13 protein-coding genes are annotated in these 20,589 nt (G+C 54.1%); 2 read left to right on the plus strand and 11 right to left on the minus strand.

Going from position 1 to position 20,589, the window contains the following annotated elements:
- Positions 1-32: 32 nt before the first annotated feature.
- The 6 genes from ACOQPM_RS19695 to ACOQPM_RS19720 form a co-directional block, all read right to left on the minus strand.
- Positions 33-734 carry a class I SAM-dependent methyltransferase gene (locus ACOQPM_RS19695; protein ID WP_420631967.1) on the minus strand — a complete coding sequence of 234 codons (702 nt, stop codon included), beginning with the start codon at positions 732-734 and terminating at the stop codon, positions 33-35.
- A 47-nt stretch (positions 735-781) separates the two neighbouring features.
- On the minus strand, positions 782-2,062 hold the full coding sequence (locus tag ACOQPM_RS19700; RefSeq protein ID WP_420631968.1) for an oligosaccharide flippase family protein: 1,281 nt from the start codon (positions 2,060-2,062) through the stop codon (positions 782-784).
- 3 nt (positions 2,063-2,065) lie between these two features.
- A complete protein-coding gene (locus ACOQPM_RS19705) occupies positions 2,066-2,809 on the minus strand; it encodes a polyprenol monophosphomannose synthase (protein WP_420631969.1) in 744 nt (247 codons plus the stop codon).
- Positions 2,810-2,866: 57 nt separating this feature from the next.
- A complete protein-coding gene (locus ACOQPM_RS19710) occupies positions 2,867-4,573 on the minus strand; it encodes a hypothetical protein (protein WP_420631970.1) in 1,707 nt (568 codons plus the stop codon).
- Between the two features lie 202 nt (positions 4,574-4,775).
- Positions 4,776-7,067: a phospholipid carrier-dependent glycosyltransferase gene (locus ACOQPM_RS19715; RefSeq protein WP_420631971.1), complete on the minus strand. Its 2,292-nt coding sequence runs from the start codon at positions 7,065-7,067 to the stop codon at positions 4,776-4,778.
- Positions 7,068-7,070: 3 nt separating this feature from the next.
- Positions 7,071-9,101, minus strand: a complete 2,031-nt coding sequence (locus tag ACOQPM_RS19720; protein ID WP_420631972.1) for a hypothetical protein — start codon at positions 9,099-9,101, stop codon at positions 7,071-7,073.
- An 80-nt stretch (positions 9,102-9,181) separates the two neighbouring features.
- Here ACOQPM_RS19720 and ACOQPM_RS19725 point away from each other — a divergent pair, with 80 nt between their 5' ends.
- Complete coding sequence (locus ACOQPM_RS19725) at positions 9,182-11,086, plus strand: hypothetical protein (RefSeq protein WP_420631973.1); 1,905 nt, start codon at positions 9,182-9,184, stop codon at positions 11,084-11,086.
- 44 nt (positions 11,087-11,130) lie between these two features.
- On the opposite strand, the gene ACOQPM_RS19730 is transcribed toward ACOQPM_RS19725, so the two are convergent.
- Both ACOQPM_RS19730 and ACOQPM_RS19735 read right to left on the minus strand, forming a co-directional pair.
- On the minus strand, positions 11,131-13,206 hold the full coding sequence (locus ACOQPM_RS19730) for a hypothetical protein (protein ID WP_420631974.1): 2,076 nt from the start codon (positions 13,204-13,206) through the stop codon (positions 11,131-11,133).
- Positions 13,203-15,530, minus strand: a complete 2,328-nt coding sequence (locus tag ACOQPM_RS19735; protein WP_420631975.1) for a phospholipid carrier-dependent glycosyltransferase — start codon at positions 15,528-15,530, stop codon at positions 13,203-13,205. The genes ACOQPM_RS19730 and ACOQPM_RS19735 overlap by 4 nt, the downstream gene beginning before the upstream one ends.
- A gap of 27 nt (positions 15,531-15,557) precedes the next feature.
- Here ACOQPM_RS19735 and ACOQPM_RS19740 point away from each other — a divergent pair, with 27 nt between their 5' ends.
- Positions 15,558-15,695, plus strand: a complete 138-nt coding sequence (locus tag ACOQPM_RS19740; RefSeq protein ID WP_420631976.1) for a hypothetical protein — start codon at positions 15,558-15,560, stop codon at positions 15,693-15,695.
- A gap of 1 nt (position 15,696) precedes the next feature.
- Here ACOQPM_RS19740 and ACOQPM_RS19745 read toward each other — a convergent pair whose 3' ends face one another.
- From ACOQPM_RS19745 to ACOQPM_RS19755, 3 genes are read right to left on the minus strand one after another with little or no spacing between them, the layout of a single operon-like run.
- A complete protein-coding gene (locus ACOQPM_RS19745) occupies positions 15,697-16,860 on the minus strand; it encodes a hypothetical protein (RefSeq protein ID WP_420631977.1) in 1,164 nt (387 codons plus the stop codon).
- A gap of 56 nt (positions 16,861-16,916) precedes the next feature.
- The gene (locus tag ACOQPM_RS19750) at positions 16,917-18,869 is read right to left on the minus strand and encodes an ArnT family glycosyltransferase (RefSeq protein WP_420631978.1); all 1,953 of its coding nucleotides are present in this window, start codon (positions 18,867-18,869) and stop codon (positions 16,917-16,919) included.
- The gene (locus tag ACOQPM_RS19755; RefSeq protein ID WP_420631979.1) at positions 18,856-20,571 is read right to left on the minus strand and encodes an ArnT family glycosyltransferase; all 1,716 of its coding nucleotides are present in this window, start codon (positions 20,569-20,571) and stop codon (positions 18,856-18,858) included. The genes ACOQPM_RS19750 and ACOQPM_RS19755 overlap by 14 nt, the downstream gene beginning before the upstream one ends.
- Between the last annotated feature and the right edge of the window lie 18 nt (positions 20,572-20,589).

The following is a 20,589-nucleotide window of genomic DNA, read 5'->3' on the forward strand; positions in this document are numbered from 1 at the left end:
ATTTTGCAGATTTACCAGATTTTTCAATCTTTTTAATCTGCGAAATCTTTGATGAGATCATCCTTCTTCAAGACAAAGTAACAATGCGCTGACTGATTATTGAAGAACTTTGCCAGCAGCAGGTCCAGATAGACAAAGATGGGTGTGAAAATTTCAAAGGGCCAGAACGCCAGCGGCAGCATTTCCCAGAGGAAGAAGAGGATGTTGTAACGGCCGTCCCGCTCCACAACAAAGCCTGCTTCCTCAAAAATAGCCGTCAAATCGGCAAAACGCCAGCTTGCTTCTACCTCATCTCCCTGCCACACGGGGTTGATTTTGCGGCCCAGCCGCAGCAGCGGGTTGTCAGTCACGGTTTCAACGATGAAGATACGGCCGTTTGCCACCAAACATCGCTTCATTTCTGCTAACACCTGCTCGTAGTTTGCGACGTGATGCAAAACGTGGGCAATGTAAATCATATCAAACGTGGTGCTGGGCAGGGGCAGATGGGTGCCGCTGGCCTGCATCACGTCTAATCCCAAGTGACGGGCAGTTTTCAGGCGCGACATAGAAACTTCCAGCCCTGTTCGCCGCAAAACCACATCATCAAATCGCAGCATATTTTCGCCGTCGCCACAGCCAACGTCCAGCAGCCTGGCCTGCGGATTTTGGCTGGCCAAATTTTGGGCAACTTGCTGCTCTACCCGGCGGTATTTGAACAATTTGTAGCGAAAATAGAGTAACTTGGGGTGCATAATACCTTAAAAGACCCGAAGGGTTTTCATTCTTCGCACCTCAATCGCTACGGGGCAAAACCCTTCGGGTCTGCTGAATGCCGCCGCCAGAAAAAGATGATAAGACCCGCCAAATTGAGCCACAAGCCAGTTGCCACCATTGCCGCTGGCAGTTGCCAAAGCGCGTCATGAAACAAGATCATCGTGCCAAGCTGCAAAACAATGCCCAGGCCAATCAGGTAAACGTAGGTCGTCCATTCGGTGGACAAAAAGTAGTTGAGCCAGACGTTGGAGAGCGACAGCAGCAGCATCGCCAGCCCAACCAAGCCTAAAACAAGCCCTTCAACTTGATACTCGCTGCCTAAAACCAAATTGACGATGGGTTCGGGGAACAAACCATAAACCAGCGCAATGCCGCCGCACACCAGACCGACAATGCCCATCGCCAGGAGCAAAATTTTGCCTGCATCCTGCTGTGCCGCCTGCCGCCGCGCCGCCTTGGGGAATAAAATCATAATAATAGCAACGGGGAAAAATTGAATCACCTTGCCCAGCGTGATAGCCGCGCTGTAGTTGCCCGCCACGTCTGGCTCAAACAGGCGGCGCACCAAAATAGCGTCCATGTTGATGAGCAAGGCGTAGCCGATGAGCCCAGCAGCGGTGTAGGTTGAGTAGCGGAACATCTCTGGAAGTTGGACTTGGTGATGCACGGCCGTTTTCTGTTTTACGGCCGTATCCAACAAAATCCACCCCACAACCAGCGCAACCGCACTAGCTAGCGGCAAAGACAACATCGCTCCAAATGCACCCCAACCGAGCCAAACCAGGAGTGCCCCCAGCAGCAACCGCAACAATGCCTGCGTAATCTGCACCGCGCTGAGTGCAGAAAATTGCTGCAAGCCCTGCAGCGCACCGCCTACCACTGGGCGCACCACCATCAACAAAGTAGCAGCCGCCAATGCCTGCACGGGCCAAATCTCATCAATTTGTAAAAATGCAGCCAGCGGCCAGCTCAACAAAGCCAAAATGACCCAGGCAAACACGCCCCATCGCCACGAGGCTCGGAACATGGATTGGAAGAAGGAAGCGATACGGCCGTCCGCCTCATCCCCTACCTGAAAGCGCGAAATGTAGCGCGTGACCACCGTTTGAATAACCCGCGAGGAAACAACCAGCACCTGCCCCACTCCCGCCAGCGCCACCACAATGCTGAATTCAACTGGTGCCAACATGCGGCCAATAACTAGGTTGAATAAATAATCCAGCCCGTAGGCAACCGTGACTCCGGCCACCAGCGCCACACTTTGCCAAAGAGACGGCCGTAACTGTGACCGCAGGCGAGCAACCATAAATTAAGCCACCTCAGCCTGACGTTCTTGCAAATGGCGGTATCGCCAAAAAATTTGCCACACGCGCCAGACAGCTTCCACTTTTACTGGGACGCTCATCTTGCTTTGGCCAATGCGCCGATCTTCAAAGTAGATGGGCAGTTCCAAAATAGAAAACCCCATCTTTTGGCACAAATAAGCAATTTCAACCTGAAAGACGTAGCCGTTGCTCACCACACGGCTAAAATCAATTGCTTCCAGCACAGAGCGGCGAAACGCTTTGAAACCAGCCGTGGCATCCTGCGCCTTGATGTTCAGAATAAGCCGCGCGTAAGCATGGTTAGCCCACCAGGAAAGCAAATAACGCCACCAAGACCAGCGCTCATCTACCTGACCGCCGGGGACGTAACGTGAGCCAACGACAACGTCGAAGTTTTCAAGCTGCTGTACCATCTCTGGAATGTATTCGGGAGAGTGAGAAAAATCGGCATCCATTTGCACAATCACGTCTGCCCCCATGTCCAGCGCCATCTGGAACCCTTTGGCATAGGCTGTTCCTAAGCCCAATTTGCCAGTGCGGTGCATTACGGTCATCTCTTGTGGGTGTTGGGCGGCCAGCTTGTCAGCCAGCTCACCCGTGCCGTCTGGCGAGGCGTCATCCACAATGATGAGATGGCGATCTGCAAAGGGCAAGGCAAAGAGGGCTTCGGTAATTTTTTCGATGTTGTCGGCTTCGTTGTATGTGGGAATTACAATGATTATCTTCACAAAATGCTGTCCTACGGGCTTGGCCGTGCTGGGCACACACGGGGGTTCGCCTCTAACTTACCGCTGCACCAATGGCAGGTATGTTTTAAGGCCGTTTACGGCAAAAACCATCTCCAACGTTTCCGATTTTCCATCATAGGAAATGTCGCTTTGGTTGGTGATGAGTGTGAAATCGGTCAAAGCTGGGTTGACCTGCACGGTATAGCTGATAATCACTTCCCCTTCACCTGGCACGTTGCCTGTCCATTCTACAGCATCCGCGCTGCCATTGTAGCTGGCACCAGAAACACTGCCAGAAACGTAGGTGGTGTTGGTGGGGATGGGACTGCTAAAGGTGGCAACGGCCGTTTCTGTGCCAATATTTGTTAATGTAACCGTGTAAGTTACCTCTGCACCCGCCTCAAAATTACCAGAAGCGGTCAATTGAGATGGTTCCAGGTTGGCTGGAATCACAATATCGCCCACAAACAGATCGCGTTCACCATTATCGTCGCCAACAATCAGGTTGCCAGCGTCTGTCGCAAAACCAATGGTACGGCAGTCGGCAGAGAGGATCGAGCGATGAGCACGGCCGTTGCCCATAAATGTTTCTGTGCCCGTTGCCAAAAAGGTGGTTTGGGTCAGACGATCATGCACGTACACCTGCCGTTCCCCATTGTAAGTCAGCGGCACCAGGGTGGTTGCCTCTGAGGTGAAGGAGATGAAACGGCCGTTGCCACAGATGGCCGGGTCTTTGCTGTCTGCATCGGACTGAACACCGCTTGTTGAGACGCTTACCATCTCCAGTTCGCCCGTTAAACGATCATAAACAAAGATATCGGGCACGCCATTCGTATCGTTTGGCACCAAATTATCGGCAAAGGAGCGAAAGGCAATGTAACGGCCGTCTGCCGAGATGGCGGCGGGCGAACTTTTACCATTGGACTGACCACCGCCAACAGGCTTGCTAATCAACGTTGTTTCACCAGTTTGCTGGTCGTAAATCATCACGTCTGCATGGCCGTTGGTGTCTGGCACCAGGTTGGTGGCGTTAGAGATGTACACAATGAAACGGCCGTCATAGCTGGAAAATGCACGCGCCACGTTCCCATCAGGAAAGTCGCCATTGGGTGCTTTGGTAATGCGTTCAACTACGCCGGTTTGCAAATGACGCACATAAATGGCCGCGTCGCCAGCCACATTACTTTCTCCCTGTGCCACCACCAAACCATTCGATGAAAAAATGGCGTACTCGCCATTTGGCGAAATTTGGCCAACGCTGTTGCCGTCAATTTGTTCACCCTTCCAGGTAAGGCTCACCCGCTCCAGGCTACCAGTTTGCCAATCGTACAAAAAAACGTCTAGCCCATTATCCACATAAGGTAAGCGGTTAGTATCGCCAGGCACCAGGTTCGTGGCGTAGGAAATAAATGAAATGTAACGGCCGTCTGCCGACACAAAAGGATCAAAGCTGCGCTGATCGGCAGGATCGCCATTGTATCCCACGGTCAATTTGCGAGTGACATCGGCGTTGCGGTCGCGCGCAAAAATATCCACAAAATTTAGGTCTATCTGGTCTGGCCCCCAATTGGAAGCAAATGATTCAAAGGCAACAACAGACCCATCTTCAGAAAGTGACAGATAAAATGAGTCGTGATTGCTCTCAACATCCCCCGTGCCGACGCTAACGCGCTCAAAATTGGTAACTGCACCCAAACTACTGCTTACAAATATCACCATGAGCAACACCAACAGGCTACCCAGAACAAACATTATTTTGAACATGCCTTGTCGCGGTTGCGGGCATGCCTCACTATTCTTTATTTCATTCACCATCTACAACAAATCCATCCTTCTTACAAATTTGATTTATTCCACTTCACAACGTTTTCCAGGCCAGTAACCGAAATCGAAGCATAGAATTTTACTAAAATTGGGCAGCAAAACCACTGCGGATTGAAATTCCGCAGCTAGCCAGGAAAGTGCATCAGGGAAAAGGTAGCTGTATTGGTTCTCCTAGCCGCTCCTGGGTTTCCCCGTCATAAACACCGACCAGAAAATGGTCGGGTATTGATCCTGTAGCCCAATTTAATTGATGGAGCTGCACAAATTGATCACCGGGTTGCCAACTGGTGGCATCTACAGTTAGGCCATCCCATTGGCCAATTATCTCCCCGTCGGCGGCCACGGCGTGAACAAACAGTTTTAACGACCGTTCCGTTTCCCCCAACACCCGCCACCAAGTCATCAGCCTCACCGCATTTGCTTCCGCTATATCTGTGGTAACAAAAATCGTCTCGCGTAGTTCAAGAATATCAGCAAATGGACGAACATCTGACTCAAAGGTTTCGGCAGGTGCAGGCAAACGGTAAAGTTGCTGATTATCTGCCACCACTGGTTCAATCTGGAGGTACGGTCGTAACGTCCCTGCAATCTCATTCTCCTCTACCAAAGCCAAAAATCCCCCGCCAGCAGGCCACAGCAGAGCATTTCCATCATTTAACCAGCGCACCCGCAAATCATTGCTCTCCAATTCGGCGCGACTATCTGAAGACAGTTGAGCAGGTTCCATCCCAAAAAGCACCAGATCAACAGGAGCGGCCGTTGGCACAACCTCATACAAAAAGATGCTGCCTCCAAGCCGAGCTAACGGTTCCTGCTCACGGAACCAGGCAAAGGCATCCCGCTGCTCGCCCAGCACCACGCCATGCAAACTGGTCACGCTCAGCGCATACACGCCCGGCGCGGGATTTTGCGGATCATACAGTTGGCGACCAGGCGGCGCAGCTTCCGGTGCGGGCGGCCACATCGGCATTGGTACAAAATCTATGCCATAGGCAGATGCGTGTGCCGTACCAAAGTAGCTCAGGTTCACAGCCCGGCCAGTCTCTTGCTGCCAGGCAGCCAATGCTGGCAAATCCTGCCCCCAATCAATATTGCTGTCAGAAAGCAACTGCCATGACTGATCATCCCCACCCGCCAGCAAATTGAAAAAGGGAATGTAATCCGGCCAGATGAAAACCGCCTGGATTGCCAGCCATACAATCACCCCGCCCCCCACGAATCGGGCATTTTTTACCCAGCTGGGCGCAACGTTTTGTAGGGAAACGGCCGTAAACAACCACAAAAACGGCAAAATTGGCAACAAATGACGATACCCAATGTTCAACGACGAGGTAAGGCTGACACTCAGATACACCATCGTAGGCAGCAGCAAAAAAAGCAAATCTCCATTTTTCTCTGTGCGCCTCTGTGTTCCGCTTTTCCGCCTCGTCCACCACCAATTCGCCAGAAGCACACCAACGGCCGCCAGCAAAAGCAACAGCGTAGGCAAGGGTGTTTTTAGCAAAAAGACAACCGGAAAATAATACCACCAGCCAGAGGTAGAAACCTCTCCCGCTAAATAGGCTCCGTGTGGCTGACCAAAATAGCTTAATACCCAGAACAGATCGTCCCAAAATGCGCCGCCGGGCAACGGCCGTATCCCAAAACCATTCACCGCCCAAATAATCACTCCGCCGACTGCGCCCACTAACAACAAAACCAGCAGTGGCCGCCAACTACGCCGCCGCCATGCCCAAAACAGCCCCAGCAGCCCCAAAATCGGCAGCAGCAGCCCCGCATTAAATTTGGAAACGCTGGCCAAACCAAGCCCAGCGCCAGCCAGAAGCAACGCTTTCCAGCCCCCGTCCTTCACTGACCAACGCCAAGTGCCGTACAGCGTCAGCACAAAAAAGAGGGTCATGGCTACATCGCCAGAGATGATACGGTCGTGTGCCAACAAATTCGGATCAAAGGCCAGTAGCCCCGTGGCCAACAGCCCTGCCCATCGCCCAGCCAGCTCACGCCCCCAGCGGAAGACCAACGCCAGCAGCAGCAAACTCAGCCAGATCACTGGCAGTCGCCCCAAAAAGAGCAGCCGCTGTGGGCTATTGCCCAGCCGCCACATAAACAGATCACCCGCCACCGACCAATTCCCCGCTTCCCAGGCAGGCGTGTCCAGCGGCAATGCCAAATCCGGTTCCGTAAGCACAGGCATCGCCGACAGCGCACTCGCCCCCAGCGGATGCCCCAACAAAAAGTGGGTCGCCCCCTCGCGCAAATAAGCCACGCCCCGAAAAAGGTGGCTTTGCTCATCCACCGTGGCACTTTTCTGCAGTGCACTACTCGCCATCAAGGCAAACGCCAGCAGCAATACAAACACCGCCAACCACCAGATTCCGGTACGGGCAGACCTCCGTGTCTGCCCAAAATTCGTCCCTACCTTACTGCGTAACATGCGTTATTGCGCCACATCCACAGATTGTAGCAGCAGCCGATCCAGGCCGTCTGCGGTGAGGCGCGTACCCGTCAGTGGATCATACACGCCCATTTGCAGCCAGTAACGACCAGCAGGCACCCCCTCCAGATTTAGCGTCTGTTGTTGAAAAAACAGATCCCCCGGAAACAGCGTTTCATAAGTCGCGGCAAAAAAGTCATTTTGCGCCACAATCGTGCCATCCGCTGCCAAAAGATGGATAAAAATCTTGCGCTCACCCGCCGGGTATTCACGGGTTTCAATCTCCCAGGCGGTCAGTAACGTCAGGTTGGCCCCACTTTGTTCAATCTGGTAGCCACGCAGAGCCATGCTGTCGCCATCGTCTGTAAACGTGAGAGGGAGGGATATGGGGGTCACGGCCGTTTCGCCAACAGGCACAAGCATTTCACTTTGGTACACCTCATTGGCAAACGTCCCTATCCATTGCCGAGCCGTTGCCGTCAGGTCAGCATTTAGCGCATACGTTTGCGGAACATCTAGCCCAAAAGGCGCGGCCAGGCTAGGTGGCAACGGGGTAGATTCATGAATAAACCACCAAGCCTCGCCCTGCGGCACCACTAAGCTGGAACGCGCATCAAACCAGCGGCGGTGTACCGTATTGGCGCCAAAACTGCTGCGAATTTCCGAGCTAACATGCTCATAACTGCCGTAACCCGACAGGGCTACCGGAATGAGCTGGCGTTCTTCTGGCGCGGCATACGTCAGCCGGAACAGCGGATAAGCTGAACGCCAGGGATTGAGCGCACCAGGGTAGGTGTTGATGATAGAAATTGCGCCAACCAGGACGAGGACGGCCGTTTTCAAAACAACCTTGCTACGATAAAGCGACGGCTCCAGCGCAAAAAGCGCCATCGCTGGCACCGGGTTAATCAGCCAGCGCGTGCCAAAACCAAATCCACCAAAGCTGTGGGTACGAAACACGAAATAAGCTAAATAAAGCAGGCTAGCACCGGCATATGCCCAGGCCAGATGGCGCGTTCGCAAATCTACGGCGCGAACTGCCTTCACCAATCCGTACACAAACCAAATGACAATGGGATAAAATGAAAAAAGGCCACGATCCCCGACCAGCAGATGAAAAGCGTACTCGCCCACGTTGCTCGGCGTGCGATGCCCGCCAGGGTTTGTCAAAAAGGCAGAGCCTTCATAATCGTACCCTTGTGTAAACAGTTGCGGCGGCAGTGGCGTGCCCACTATTTGCCAATTCAGATAGATGGCCAATAAGCCGGGAATCAGGCTGCCGAGAATAAAGTAAACGGCCGTTTGCCGATAAACCAGCACCACGTACCCAAAAATGCCCACCAGGTAAATACCAGCCGATAAATCCACTGTACCCGCCAACGTGGCTGCAAAACCAGCCAACCCTAGCTGAAACGGCGTCGGGTTCGGATTCAGCAACAAAATGTAAACCGCCACAAAAATGCCAGCCGACGACAAAATATGGTTGGAAAACACCGTGCTGTACGGAAAAAGTGCAGTGCCCAGGCCAAGAACGGCCGTAAACAGCAGGCTAGACCAATTCGCAAACCCGTGCCGTCGGGCAAAGCGATAGGTAAGTGCCAAAATGAGCGTGGCGGGCGTACTCACCAGAAGCAAAACCAGAATAAAGTGAACCCAATCTACTTCGCCCAATTCCAAAATAGCACGACAATTTGTTTCCAGCAGATCTGGAATACATTCTCGCCAAGTGAGCGTCTGGCCAAAACCGTGATGCAGCACCGCATACACCCCCGCCCCCAAAAACGAAAGCATCGGCGGCTTGGTGGAATAAAATTGGCCGTCTACCTGAATTTTATCCAGCGTGTGGGCAAATGAAGAGTCTTCAATAACCCAGGTTCCCCGATGCACTAGCGATTCAATGGAGGCCATACGAGACGCTTCATTGGTGGAGTAGGCACGGCTGTGGATGAACAAAATCCACACAACGGTAAAGGCCAAAACTACCAACCAAGTCAAATCGTTGGGAATCTTCGATTTTGTCTCAAACTTTGTCATAACCGGGTAATTCTAGCGGAGTTTTAGATAATTGGCAGGCCGATTGACAAAGGGGAAACGCTCTTGTATCTTTCGCGGCGATGGATAAACGTCGTCTTTGGATTCTGGGAGTCTGCGGCATTACGGCCGTTCTCATCATCGTCCTGTTAACAGATGCAATGCCCCACCTGCGCGGGCCGCTGCCAGGTAGCTCCGTGTGGCATTGGCCTTACCAGTTACGGCCGTTTTCCCGCTGGTGGCTGGTCATCCTAGCCGGGGCTGCTTTTCTAGCAGTGCTGGGTTGGTGGCTGCGGCAAGAAAAAGTGGCACGATGGCAAACGGCCATTACCCTCATCCTGCTATTTGCCAGTTGCCTGGGAATGCAGTGGGGGCTGCTCTACGCCGACCGAGCCCAGCCGCTGGCCGAACTGGTAGATCGCACCCTGGCCGTGAAAACCAACGGCTACTACTGGACAGCCGCCAATCTGGACGACGTAAACAGTACCTTGCAAAATTACCCCGCCGCCATGCCCCAATTTGAATCCGACCACGCCCGCACGCACCCGCCAGGGCTGGTTCTGCTCAACTGGTTCACCATTCAACTGCTGCAAAGCACTCCTGAACTGGCTCAAGAGCTGGGCCAACGCATTTACCCACAACGCTGCACCGACCTGTGGCTGCTGGAACAACCACCCGCCATCGTCGCCACCCTCGGTATCTGGGCCATTCTGCCCATGATTTTGGCCGCTTCCACCATTTTCCCCACCTATTTTGTCGCTAAAAATCTCACCGCAAACCCGCGTGCTGCCAAACTAACTGTAGTGATCGCCGCCATTCCGGCTCTGCTCATCTTCGCGCCGCTGTCTGACCAGCTTTTTGCCTTGCTGACCGTGCTGATTGTTGGGACGTTTTTGCTGGGCTGGCAGCGGCAAAGTGGCGTTTGGCTCTTTGTATCGGGCTTGTTGCTGTCGTTCACCACCTTTTTGTCCATTGGCAACGGCACACTTGTGGGCGTTCTGGGCATTTACGCCGTCATAACTTTGTGGCAAACACAGTGGTCAATCCGCCAACATGTGCTGCCGCTGGCCGTTTTTGGTCTGGGCACCATACTTGTCTGGCTCATCTTCTGGCTAGGATGGCAAGCACCTCCTTGGGAGATCGTTCAGGTTGGGCTGGCGCAACATTATGAGCTGGTAACTGCCAAGCGCAGCTACGGCACTTGGCTGCTGTTCAATCTGGTTGATGTACTGATTTTTACCGGATTGCCCATCATTGCTGCATTTTTAAGCACTCTCATCGTGGCTACACGCAATTTCAGGCGAAGGCAGCTAACGCCGATGCAGGCTTTAGCCGTGAGTACGGCCGTTCTCCTCCTTATCCTCAACCTTTCTGGCTCTACGCGGGGGGAAGTCGGGCGCATCTGGCTCTTTCTCATGCCTCTGCTGCTCATTCCAAGTGCCACTTGGCTAGCAAAGTGGCTTCCCAACTGGCGTTGGCAATGGCTTTGGGCGGCTGGGCAACTGAGCTGGGCGATTGCACTTGGCCTTAGCTGGCGGCCCGTTGGCGCCACCATTGTCGCCATCAACGAACCACTCATCCCCTCACTGCCCAACGAGGCAGAAAACGTGAACGTTTTGCTTGGCGACCAAATTGAACTTACACAGTTCGCCCTGAAACAATCAGCAAATGCTCTCGATTTAACATTGGTTTGGCAAGCTGAGAACCCAACGGTACGGCCGTACACCGTCTTCAACCATTTGCTAGATTCGCAAGGCAATCTGGTGGCCCAAGCCGATGGCTGGCCTGTCAACGGCCAGTGGCCCCCCACCTGCTGGCAAAGCAGCGATCCAGTTGTGGATCAGCACCAAATTTCCTTGCCAGCCGACCTCCCCGCCGGCAGCTACATGCTCTACACAGGCCTCTACGACGTTCGCGACGGCACGCGCCTGATCACCCCAACGGGTCAAGATGCCATCCTCATCAGGCAAATTGAGCTACCGGAATAGTGTGTAGTGCGTAAAAACGGAATACGCTATACGCAATACGATTTTCATTGCCCATCGGGCAGGCAAATGGTGGTGAGAACGGCCGCTTCCCCCAAATTTGTTAGCGTGGGCAAATGGTAAAATCCAGTTTGCACCGTGTACGTCCCCGGCGGCAAATTGGCGGGGAGCTGGATTTGGTAAGTATCCTGCACAAGCTCCCCCGGCTGCCAAACGCTGGTAGGATAGCCATCTGGCGGTCGATCCAATTGGGTTACTAAATTGCCCTCCGCATCCAGCAAATGCACAAAAGCGGTGTAATCGCGCGTCATCTCCGCCAACGCTTGCCAGGCCAGCGTCACCCGCACCTGGTTCCCCGCCACCTCAGCGCGATACCCGGCTAACGCAATATTCTCCCCAAAAACCGCCTCCGACGTCTGCAATCCGCTCAGTCGTGGTGCCGCAGCCGGTACAAAATACGGAATCGCATCATCCAGCAGTTCGCCCACTTCGCCTTGCGGGAACGCAGTTTGCAAACGGGCCAGGGTTTCTGGCGTGGACGGCCGTACCAAATACAAAATCGGCTCATCCGCAAACCCCAGCGGCAATAGCTCCCCGGTGCCGCTAAAGCTGCGAATGCCGTCTGGGTTGGCCAGGGCAAAAAAGATGGTTGCCATTTCTTCTTGGGTAGGCGTGAGGTAAACGGCCGTTCCTTCCGCCTGATCCGCCGCCAACTGCCCTAGCTGCCAATCCGGCAGGTAAAAATCGGTGGCAAGCTGGGGATGATTGGCGTAGCGACCAAAATAGTCACGCACGGTAAAGGCGAGACTGCCAAATAACAGTAAGCAGTAACCAGTAATCAGTATTCGGTGAACAGTGATCGGTTTACTGGTTACTGAAAAAAGCCAAACAGCCCCTACCGCTACCAAAATCGCAAGCGGCCCGGCCGCGCCAGTCATGCGGCCAAAGTGGGGGGCGTCGCCGCTCATGATGGTGGGCAGAAGCATCACCAGCAGCCACAGTAGCAAAAAGACAGCGCGCGGGTTCAGCTTTTGGCGCACGGTTTGCACCACGCCCAGTGTAAAAAAGGTGGCTTGGATGGGATCTAGATACGGCCGTCCCGGTAAATTGTGCCGAAAATGAGTCTCGCCCTGCCAATACAGCCCGCGAAAAACACGCCCTACGTTTAGCAGCCAGGTCAGCAGCGGCTGGTCTGCTACCGTCCCCCGCCCCCGGTTAGCCACGTAAGCGATACGAAAAACAAAAAAGTAAGGGTATCGCCAGAAGAAAAGCAGAATTGGCAGCGCAGTTAAAAGCGAAACGGCCGTCATACCGCCTACATTCAACAAATTTCTTCGCAGGCCAGACCAATCCTGCCACGCCCAAAACAGCACAAACAGCACAAACAGCAGCGGGAACAGCCGCGCCGCCGCGTAAATGTAAATGCTCAGCCCCAAAAAGAAGCCAGCAGCCAAAAATGACACGGTGATGGCGTTCTGCGAACGCCGGTGACGGGGTGACAGGGTGATCTGGCTGAGGTTGTAGCCGCGCCAGAAGAAGATGATGGTAAGCATCTCGACGGGCACAAAGACCATTGCCCGCAGACCAAAGCGACTGAAATGGATAGCAGGCAGCAAAATTGCCAAAAAAAACGCAGCCACCAAGGGTATCCATTCTGAAGTGATGCTCATTGCTGTGGCCGGTCTCCTGACCGTGCCACCCATTTCCCCCACTGGCTTAGATTCACCACCCCCTAAAAGTTCTTTGGCGGCAAAATAAGTCAGCAGCACCGCCAGCACGCCAAAGATGGCAGGCACAAAACGAATGGCAAACGGGGTCGCGCCAAACAGCCAAATCGAGACGGCCATCAGGTAAACGTGCAGTGGCTCACGGCCGTAATTTCCCTCAAAAAAGATGGGCCAGCGAGTGGGTTCAGGGGGATTGTCGCCGTGGGCTTCTTCCGCATACAGCTCCCATCCTTCGTAAAATTTGGGAAACTGTTCGCCCTGCACCAGTGAGAGCGCGTCCAGGCCGTTGTATGCCTCGTCGTGGTAAAGACCGGGCGGGAAGCTATCTAGCTGCCAAAGGCGCAAAAAAGCAGCCAACAGCAGGATTAGCAGAAGCAAAACGCGCTGGCGGTTCATTGCCCAAGCTCCAGCGTGGCAATGTGGGCAAAATCTGCGCCATCTGGCGTGACCCAGCGGCTGCCCATCGCCGGGTCATACAGCCCCACGCGCAAATCATATTCGCCAGCGGGTAGCTGCGGGGGCAGCGCAATCTCATGCTGCTGCCATAGCAGATCGCCCGTGCGCCACCCTTCCCAGGCAATGTCTAACCCATCCCATTGCGCTACAATCTGCCCCGACGCATCTAGCAAATGCACGTAAATTTGCAGCGGCACGGCGCCAGTTTCGTTTCGCCAGCGAGTGGTAAGCTGGATCGCATCTTCCCGAACCGCAATCTCTGAATCTGCCAGCAAACTAATTTGGTACTCATCCTGGCTGAATTGGTGGGCTACGGCCGTTTCTATCCCACTATTGTGCACACGATACATTGTATACAGGTCGGTTTGAGTAACTAGATCGGCTTCAACCCAACTTACCTCGAAATCAGGCGTGGCAACTAGCCAAAACGCAGAGGCTGCGGGTTGTAAAAAGACGGTTTGGCTCCGCAACCAGTGAGGGATCACCTGGTTAGTTTGCAAGCGGGCAAAATCGTTTGGCGCAATTTCATCTAGCTGCACTCCGGCTAGCACCACCTCCGCTGGTTCGCCGTGCGGCAGCACCTCGTAAATGAAGATGCTGTAGCCAATTTTGTCCAACGGCTCTTTGTCGCGGAACCAGGCAAAGGTGTCGTGGTTGGCAAAGTGAACGCCCTGCAGCGTGGTGGCACTGATGGCGTAGATGCCGGGGGCGGGATCATGCGGATAAAACGGCCGTGCCTGCGGGTTCATCAATCGCGGCGGGAAGCTATCCAGACCCGTGAAGTTGATGCTGTAGTAAGACGGCCGTCCTTCGCCAAAATAACTCAGCCAAACGTGCTCCACCTCGTTTTCCACCATCCACGCCTGCAAACCAGCCAAATCCTGCCCCCAATCTAAGTTGCTGTCTACCAGATAATGCCAGCCACCGTCTGGGCCACCGGCAAAAATGTTAAAGAAGGCCAGATGATGAGGATGCAAGGCTACGGCCGTACCGCCCAACCAAATCACCAACCCCAGCAACACCCAGCGGCGCAGCCCAAAGTTAGGCAACCAGGCCACGACGATGGCGATAAATACAAAGAGAAAAGGCAAAATCGGCAACAAATGACGGTAACCCAAATTGATGTCTGTGGTGAGGGCAAAGCCAAAGTAACCCAGCGGGGGGATGAGCAACGCCGCCAGCGTCAGCCAACGCCTAGCCAGCCTGCCTCGCCACGCCAGCCAAAGCAGACAAACTCCCGACCCCAGCAGCAAAATCAGCGTGGGCAGCGGCGTCTTTAGCAAAAAGGCAACCGGAAAGTAAAACCACCAGCCGCTGTCGGAATAATTTCCGGCCAAGAATGCAGGCGTACTTTTTTGCAGCCGCCCGCCAATATCCAGCAACTGCTCCAAATGATGCGACAGCGGCAGCGTGAGGCCAGAAAGCTGCGGCAGCGTGGGCAAACTATCGGGCAGCGTGCCAATCTGGAAGCCATACGCTGCCCACAGCGTTAAAAATGCGGCCAGCGGATAAGCAACCAGCAGCATGACCAGCAGCGGTGATTGGCGGCTAAAAAGCGCAGGCTTGGGGGAAGATTCCCGCCACCAACGAATAAGAATTACCAGCAACACAAGGGCAAACAGCGGCACAAATAAGCCTGCCGTAAATTTTGTGTTCTGCAGCAGACCAAAGCCAATCCCCGCCCAGATGGCTCGCGCCCAGGACGGCCGTTTGCCAAACCGCCACAGCAAAAAACCTGCCAAAAAGGCAAAGGTCATTAAGCCAAAATCGGTGGTGGCAAGACGGCCGTGTGCCAGCAAATTAGCATCAAACGCCCCCAGCGACAAAGCCAGCAACGCCGCCCAACGCTTGCCAGTTAGCTCCTGTACCCAGAGATACACCAACGCCAGCAAAAGCAGTCCCAGCCAAACAGTCGGCAACCGTGCCAAAAACATCACACGCGTCACGTCGTTGCCAATCTCCCACAAAAATAGCTCCGACGGGCGATGAAAATTGGGAAGCTGCCACGATGGATCGTCTACGGGAAGCTGCACGGCATCGTCAGCAACCAGCAGAGAGGCGTTGAGGGCGTTCAGCCCCAGCGGATGCCCTACACGCATCCAGCTATTTTCGCCGCGCAGGTAGCCTAGGCCGCGCGTGATGAACCCTTGCTCATCAAATGTGGGGCCAAGCTGGGTAAGGTTGACAATGGAGAGAGCAAAAAACAGGAGGAGAACGGCCGTTTCCAGCCACCTCCCTTTACGCAAATCAAACCTGCTTTTCATACCATCATCCATCACAACAAAATAAAAATGACTGACACTAACAGCATCAGCCACCTTTACCTTATTCGTCTGTCATTCCCGCGAATGCGGGAATCCATGCTGATAAACAAGATGGATACCCGCCTGCGCGGGTATGACATTGCCCTTACCAAGTTTACACAGTGAGTTAATCAATACGCGTAACTTGATAGTAATCATAGAACCAAATGGAGGGCTTGTACTCATCTGTGGAGGCGAATACGCCAAAATAAGGTTCGTTGATGTAGGTCGTATCGCTAAACGTCCACTTATGAGCACCATCCAGGAAGAATTGAACGCCGCTGTTTCGCACTTCAATTCGGTACGTGTGCCACTCCAATGATGGACCATTGGCCAAAATGGGATCCACATCAACCGTGGGTCCAATGCGCTTGATGGGGCTACCGCCGCAGGTGGGACACCAAACCAGGCTGTTCACCTGCTCATGCAGCAGCTTGAGCGGCCCGTAAAAGATAAAATTGAAGTTGTAGAAATGGTTGAAGCAGTTATCTGTTTCGTACACATTGCCAATTTCTGGGCAGGCATCGCCGTTCCAGTCGCCACCGAAAACAGCGCCACCAGAGACCAGATTCGAGGCATCGTGCACCCGCGCCCGGAATTCAATGGCGTAAGGTGGCTCTGGGGCAGGCATGAGCGGGCTACCAATCAGCCAATCCCAGCGATCGGCCACGATGATGATAAGGTTCCCCGCCTCGCTGCCTTCGCCATAGCGAACCACCGTTTCTTCCAAGAAGGTCATGCGGCGGGTGGGCACCCAGCCAGAGGTATCGTCGCTAAAATCATCCCGATACCCACCAATTACCATAACAGAATCTGACCAAGCACCGTTGAAATCAGGATACACAGACCGCACGCGATAGTAGTAAACGTTGTTAAATGAAAGCGGCAGGTCAAACTGGTACGAATCTACATCTCCTACCGTCACTTCATCGGTCACTGTGGCAAAATCGGGGTCTTGTGATTCCTCAATAATGTATCCAGTCGCGCCAGATACTTTATCCCAGGAAACTGTCCACTGATTTGAGGAGTTTGGCAAAGAGATGTCAATTTCAAACGGGGTAAACACCAACGGGAAGTAGATGATGTTGCTGGAAACCACCCCGGTTGCACTGATTGTCTCTGTTGCAGTGATGGTGCTGGCTTGTGGTGCGGCTATGGCAGGAACGGCCGTTCGCTCTGCATCTGCTGCCATAAACCCCACCGCCGAAAATATGACCAAAACGGCCAACACAAAGCTAAAAACAATCACGCCTTTCCGGGATGATTGACTTTTGTTTTTTACAAAATACATAGAGAGTGCCCTCCGAAAAATATATGTGACAAACGTGTGGAATAATAGCGATGGTGCTATCTTTCGTCAACGAAAACCGTCGTCAACCAAAACCGCTCTTCAGAAGTTGTGCCAAAACGAAGCCGCTCGCCGCTGCCCCGCAGGTACAAACCGAGATAAAGATCGAACTGCGTCGCAGCTCCAGCCGATTCCACAGGTAAAACATGCCGCTGCAAAACAAGGTCCCCCGACCGCAAGGTAATCGGGGCGGCGTCAAAGCCATCGTGCTGGGCCACAATTTGGTCTGTATCATCTACCAGGTGCATAAAAGCAGCCAGATTTGACGGCAACGCCTGTTCTACCCGCCAAAGGGTGTAGGCTACCAGTGGCTCACCCACTATGGGTGGCAAAATCTCATAACCCATTAAGGTAATTTGCTCATCAAAGTGGGTTGGCTCAACAGTTTGCAAAGTAGGCGGTGTGTCCGGCAAGGGATAAATGGCAAAGGATGGCACGTTTTCGCTGCGGAACTGTGGCGTTGTGCCAATGCCTGCCACTGCTAATAAATCAGGCGCGGGGGCGGCAAATTCCGGAATGTAAAAACGGCCGTCCCCCCCCCCAGGCCACACCACAGCCCCCGTCGCACCTTCGCCCGTCTGTACCCAGCGGGCTTGCGGATCGTAGCCCAGGTTGCGAATGAGCGAATCCCGGTCAATCGGTTCAAAAAAGGCTTCGGCCACAACAAGCTGCTCGGCAGGATGGGCCGCCATGTGCCAATGGCGGGCCACGTCTAGCAGAACCGTTTGGTAATGGTTCAGTCGGGTGGTTTCTGCCTGCGCCCAGGTGACAAAACTATCTTGCACAGTGCGGTAGCTGTTAAAGATGAGCATCCCCAGCAGAAGCGCAGCCAACGCCGGACGCACAATCGTTTGCCAGCTGGCTAATTTTTGCTGGCGAAGACGTTGGTAAACGGCCGTACCCGCCAGTGCAGGCAGTAAATAAACCACAGGCAACGCCCCCACCAGCCGCACCGTGCTAGGTGCCTGCGGCGTCACCGCGCTGGGAATTAGCCCCACGCCCAGCCAAATGAGCACAAAGGCATAGCGGGGTTGCCGCCAGCGCCACAGGACAATGCACAAACCAGCGTAGAAGAATACGGCCGTCCCCCAATCAAACAGCGGGCGGCCGGGCAAGCTGTACGTCCAGCGCGGATCGCCTGTAAAGCTGAACACGCCCAGCGTCTGCACGGTGGTTTGCCAAATGGGTTGGAAATCCCCGTTTTGCAATGCCTCTAGAGGCCCCAGCAGCTGATCAACGCGCTGCTGCAGGGTGGGGTCTGCCCGCAGTGTGAGAAACAGGGGCAACGCTACCAGCAGCGATACGCCCAACGTTAATAAAGCGGCTTTTATCTGCTCGTTGCGCCATTCCGTGTGCTTCTGCGCCAGGAAAAAGTAGACGGCTAGCAGTACAGGAATAGCAAAAACCACCCGCGCCCCCGTGTAGCTGTAGACGCTCAAGCCTAGAAAGAGTCCTGCCAGCCACGGCCGTTTCGGCCAAAACCAGGCAAAAACCAGCAGCAGCACCGGCTCTAAAATGGGGCGGATTCCTACGCGGCTAAACACAATTGGCCACCAGCTAATGGCCAAACCGATGCCCGTGAGAACGGCCGTACCCACCCCAAACGCTCGCTTTGCCCAACGCAGCGTTAGCGCCACCAGCAGCAGCCCCAGCGTCACCGCAGGCAGCCGTATCGAAAGCACATTGTCGCCCAACAACAGTTGAAATGGCACAGAAAAGTAATGGTAAAGTGGCTCATGCCCAAAGCCTTCGCGGAAAAAGAGCGCGTGGGTGCCACCGCGAATAAATTGCACGATGTCGGCGTTTAGCACTTCATCCTGCGCCAGCCCTGGCGGCACGTCGTGCAGCAAAATAAGGCGGAAAGTGGCAGCAATGAGGAGGACTGCCGTTCCCCACCATACAAATCGCCTCTTTTCCGTGGAACTCTGTGTTCCTGTTCTAACGAAGGTCATAAATGTAAATCGAATACCCAATTCGGTCAGTTGGTTCCTGAGTGCGGAACCAAGCGTAGACGTGCCGTGCCTCCCAGTGGCTCTCCCACAAGCTGCTGGCACTGATAGCGTACAATCCTGGCTCTGGTGCCTCTACGTCAAACGGTGGATTGTTCCACAAGCTTAAAAATTCGGCGCGGGGGAAGCCCGGCAGCGGTTCAAACTGCATTCCGTAATAAGCCGGATCACCAATGCCAAACCAGCCCAATCGAACCGAATCTTCGCCATTTTCAGCGAGCCAGTTCTGCAATCGCAGCAAATCCTGACCCCAATCGTTGCTGCTATCTGCCAAAATGGCCGCGCCATTGGCTGGGCCGTCTGCGGCCAGGTTGAAGTAGCTCAAATAGTGCGGATGAATGAACAAGCTGGGCAGCAAGATGCCGCCCGCCAAAATCATAGAAATTGCCAAGCTGTGGCCGGTGTCCTCACCGTGCCACGACTTGCCCTTACCCTGAACTTCCCCGGCAAAGAGAGTAGGCAACCCACTCACCCCCACGATGATCAGCGGCAAAATGGGCAGCAGATGCCGGTAGCCAATGTTGATATTGCTGATCACGCTAACGCCAAAGTACAGAGCAGCCGGGATGAGGAGATAGAGCAGTTTGGGACGGCTGGACGGCCGTTTCCATCCCAGCCAGACCAACCCCAACAACCCAACCAGCAAAACCAGCGGCGTCTTCACCAAAAAGGCCACCGGGAAAAAGAGCAAAAAGCCCTCGGTCGTCGTCTCACCTAGCAAAAACGCTGCCCGCCCGCCCCGGCTCACGTTCACAATCTGGTCAATCCCCGCCCAAAAGGTGGGCATCGGCCCGCTAAATTCATTCAAGCCAGCCAACACCTCCGACGGAAAGCGAAACGCCCCCCACTCAAAGCCAAAAATCACCCACACCACTACGATTGAGATCAAACCGGCTACGCCAAGCTGCGTTAATCGCCTGAAAACCCCTCTGCGCCTTTGCGCCTTTGCGTTAAAAATTGGGAATAAACTCATTACCAGCAAAATTGGCACAAAAACCAACATGGAGAGCTTACTGCCAAAAGCCAGCCCCAGCCCCACACCTGCCGCCAGCAGTCGCCGCCAGTCCCAGCCCGGCACCGCCCACATGCGCCACACCAGCAGCAGTGCCAACGTGATGAACAACGCGCCACCCAAATCTGTAGTAACGAGACGGCCGTTTGCCAAAATATTCGGTTCAAACAACAGCAAGAAAAAGGCCAGGTAGCCAGACGGCCGCCCCCAAAATTCACGCGCAAAATGGAAGCCCACCAGCGCCAGCCCCAACGTCAAAAACACGATTGGCAGCCGCCCTAAAAAGATCATGCGCGTCACGTCCTGGTTGGCGTGCCACAAAAATTGATCAGCAAAGACGTACCAATAGACATCTGGCGGTTGCAAATCTGTCCAGCTTGGATGGTCTAGCGGCAGTTGCAAATCGGGCAGGAGCAGCAGCGGCAAAGCGCTAAGGCTGTTCACCAGCGGTGGATGCTCCAGGCTCAGTCGCGGATCGCCCGTCTTTACAAACGCCGCCCCCCGCGCCAGATGATTTTGCTCATCCATCGTGGGGCTGTCGTGCACCATGCTGTTCAGTGCTAAAAAGAAAAAGAGCCAAACGGCCGTAACCACCAGCACCAAACGCCCCAACTTCTTTTCCAAAAATTTCATAGCTGGCTGATTATAAGA

This window comes from Candidatus Leptofilum sp., from assembly GCF_965223525.1.
In the GTDB taxonomy this organism is placed as follows: Bacteria; Chloroflexota; Anaerolineae; order Promineifilales; family Promineifilaceae; genus Leptofilum.

Coding starts and splice junctions, on each gene's coding strand:
- ACOQPM_RS19695 (WP_420631967.1), bottom strand. CDS start 734: ATGCACCCCAAGTTACTCTATTTTCGCTACAAATTGTTCAAATACCGC.
- ACOQPM_RS19700 (WP_420631968.1), bottom strand. CDS start 2,062: ATGGTTGCTCGCCTGCGGTCACAGTTACGGCCGTCTCTTTGGCAAAGT.
- ACOQPM_RS19710 (WP_420631970.1), bottom strand. CDS start 4,573: ATGTTCAAAATAATGTTTGTTCTGGGTAGCCTGTTGGTGTTGCTCATG.
- ACOQPM_RS19715 (WP_420631971.1), bottom strand. CDS start 7,067: ATGTTACGCAGTAAGGTAGGGACGAATTTTGGGCAGACACGGAGGTCT.
- ACOQPM_RS19720 (WP_420631972.1), bottom strand. CDS start 9,101: ATGACAAAGTTTGAGACAAAATCGAAGATTCCCAACGATTTGACTTGG.
- ACOQPM_RS19725 (WP_420631973.1), top strand. CDS start 9,182: ATGGATAAACGTCGTCTTTGGATTCTGGGAGTCTGCGGCATTACGGCC.
- ACOQPM_RS19730 (WP_420631974.1), bottom strand. CDS start 13,206: ATGAACCGCCAGCGCGTTTTGCTTCTGCTAATCCTGCTGTTGGCTGCT.
- ACOQPM_RS19735 (WP_420631975.1), bottom strand. CDS start 15,530: ATGAAAAGCAGGTTTGATTTGCGTAAAGGGAGGTGGCTGGAAACGGCC.
- ACOQPM_RS19740 (WP_420631976.1), top strand. CDS start 15,558: ATGACTGACACTAACAGCATCAGCCACCTTTACCTTATTCGTCTGTCA.
- ACOQPM_RS19745 (WP_420631977.1), bottom strand. CDS start 16,860: ATGTATTTTGTAAAAAACAAAAGTCAATCATCCCGGAAAGGCGTGATT.
- ACOQPM_RS19750 (WP_420631978.1), bottom strand. CDS start 18,869: ATGACCTTCGTTAGAACAGGAACACAGAGTTCCACGGAAAAGAGGCGA.
- ACOQPM_RS19755 (WP_420631979.1), bottom strand. CDS start 20,571: ATGAAATTTTTGGAAAAGAAGTTGGGGCGTTTGGTGCTGGTGGTTACG.